The sequence below is a fragment of the Algoriphagus sp. PAP.12 genome, from assembly GCF_026652115.1.
GTDB lineage: Bacteria > Bacteroidota > Bacteroidia > Cytophagales > Cyclobacteriaceae > Algoriphagus.
In genome coordinates, this window is sequence record NZ_JAPPSQ010000051.1 from 1 (window position 1) to 2788 (window position 2788).

The window sequence follows — 2788 nt, forward strand, 5'->3', positions numbered from 1 at the left end:
TTCAGAAATTCTGTTTGTTACCATACTAGGGTTTGTAATCCCGATCACACCACTTCCTTCTTTGGAGATTCTTTGGCTAAGGGTTTCTGAGTCGGTACTGATTTGGATAGCGCTATTTATCTCGGGATCAGTGTCGGTACAGGAGAAAGTGGCAAAACCCAACCCTAATGCGATTGCTAATTTTTTTTTCATGGTACTTGTGATTGGCTTAGTTTAAGAAGAATGTCATATTTAAAATGCATTTCATATTTTGTTTTTTGAAATTTAATTTTGAAATAATCCCATTGTTTGATTAAAAATTTTGATATATTTATTATTTTCACTCGAAAATGGAATAATATTTTAATATTTTGATAAAATGGTTTAATTTTTTTTTTGACCCGGTATCTTGAATAGGAAATCAAAAAAAGCCCCTAGAATCAAATTATGATTCTAGGGGCTTTATGGCGATTCTTTAAAAGAATTTGAAGCCGACTAAATTACCCTATCTCTTTAAGATTATTTTATGATACTCTTTCTTATCTCCCCATGATATTTCAAGTGTATAGACTCCGGATGCTTTGGTTTGAAACCAGTCAGAGATCAAGTTGCCCATCCCCTTGATTTCCGAAACTTTAAATGAGGAAACTTGACCGGTCGTTGAGATTATTCTCAAATTAACGGGTTCATCATGATAACCCCCATTATCCAATAATTCAATTTCAAAAGGGTATCCGGTTGTTGGGTTTGGAAAAACTCTCCAATATGTTGTGCCTTCCATTGGATCCACTTGTATTGATTTGATGTTACTATAGGAAAATTCTCCCTCGAAAGTGATTTGTTTCAATCTGTAGAAAATATTACCTCCTGCTAAAGGAAGTTTAGAGTCTCTAAAAATATATTCAGAAGGTGAATCAGAATAACCAGCTCCTTGTACTTCGCCAATTTTCTCCCAATCAGATACATTATTTACCGATCGCTCTACTTCAAAACGATCGTTTTCCCATTCTCGGGAAGTAGCCCACGTAAGTTCCCCTATTCTAAGGGTTGAATTATATGCCGCTGTAAAATAAAGGTATTCAACAGACAGGATCTTAAAGTTTGGATAGCGGATAAAGACGACGCCTTGGAAGCCATCTCCTCCGCCAGAACTACCTGCTCCACCACCTGACCCATAGGTTTGACCGTTTTGGCCTGTACCCCCAGAAACTGCATTTCCTCCTGCACCTGCACTGCCCCCTGCACCTTGTTCACCTGAAGATGTTCCGCCTCCTCCAGCGCCATAATATTCTGTGCTTCCAGAGAAATCAAAAGGTAATCCATCACCCCCATTTCCTCCATAAATACCTGCTAATCCAAAAAGCGAGTTTGTTCCAGGATAACCAACTCCTCCTGCTCCACCTCCGCCACCACCTGCGGTCGCAAAGAGGGAATAGGATCCCCCTCCATTATTTCCATTTTCTCCGGTACCTGTACCTGCTGCTCCTGTACTAAACCAACCTTGGGCTCCTGCTCCACCTCCGGATCCTCCGTTTCTTCTGTTTCTGGATCCTGTGGAACCTCCACCGCCTCCTCCAATTGAAGACAGACTAGCAAAAGAACCTGAACCAGATAGAGTACCGCCTACAGAAGATCTCACATTTGTATAATCGAATACACTACCTGAAAAGCCTGAGGAATTTCCTGAGGTTCCTCTATTAGTTGATCCACTTCCTCCGGAGCCGCCATTTCCAACTTGGACAGTGAAACTTGCTCCTTGAAGTCCATCTAAACCACTTGTTGAAATTCCGCTATATTCTCGATAAATGATGTCTCCACCGCCTCCAGAGGAGCTGCCATATCCACCACCGCCACCTCCGGTGATAACCAACACCTCAAATTCAGACAAACCATCGGGCGCAGTCCAGGTACAGGTGCCAATATTGTCAAATCTGATCACAGTATAGCCATCTGAATCTATGTATGAATTACCATCATCTATCAAAGAAGCGCATGATGGTATGGTGCTGTCGCATATATAACTGAATTTGACTTTTCCATTTGGCCCTGAAACATGAGCAATGGCATTGGCAATTCGAGTTGCTACAGGTTCAGATTCTGGAATTTCTGTAGCAAACACATCGCTTCCCGAGAAACCAGCAAAGATTACACCGCTTGGCCAAACGTCCATTGTTTGAATGGCAGTGCTTCCACCCGTACCATTTCCAAATACTTGAATTGTAACCTGTGAAACATTGGCTGGCACATAAAACTCTTGATTTCCATCAGATCTATTAAATTCTGAGATACCATTTAGATTTACTCAACATTTTCAATCCAATTATAGTTTCGAACATGTTTATCGATTGGTGTTCAAATGTTTTTTAGGAGGGTTTTCTGAATGTTCATTTTTTTTGTCAACTCTAAGAGATTTTGTTGTTTAAAGGTTTATTGTTTTTTGGAATGAACCCACTTGTAGGCAAAGGGTGGGGTAGGATTTTTTAGTGATAACTTGGGTTTACGCTTTATGGATTGTAATTCTCTTTTTTTTAGGAATTGCTAGTTTGTTTGAAATGTCAAAAAAGCAGGTGATTTACCTTTAAATAATTCAAATTGGAAATGGTTAAAATGCAATTTGCGAAATACTGTAATTTTTAGGCCAAATTTTTTTATCCGTTATTTTTTATGAAAAGCAAAAAAATGTATGTTTGTAACAATTAAGTGGTTATAAATGAATTTTTAATGTTTAGGCCACATCACTAGGTCAGAAATATTTACAGTTATGGAAAGTTTGATACATAGGTTTCTTATGCCTAAAAAGATTGTTCGT

Annotated in this window: 1 protein-coding gene and 1 pseudogene; both read right to left on the reverse strand. The window is 38.9% G+C overall.

Annotation, left to right across the window (positions count from 1 at the left end; genetic code table 11):
- Positions 1–192, reverse strand: a pseudogene (locus O0V13_RS21335) (hypothetical protein); the annotation flags it as partial.
- 292 nt (positions 193–484) lie between these two features.
- Entirely contained in the window at positions 485–2224 is a 1740-nt protein-coding gene (locus tag O0V13_RS21340; RefSeq protein ID WP_268037044.1) for a T9SS type A sorting domain-containing protein, read from the reverse strand.
- Between the last annotated feature and the right edge of the window lie 564 nt (positions 2225–2788).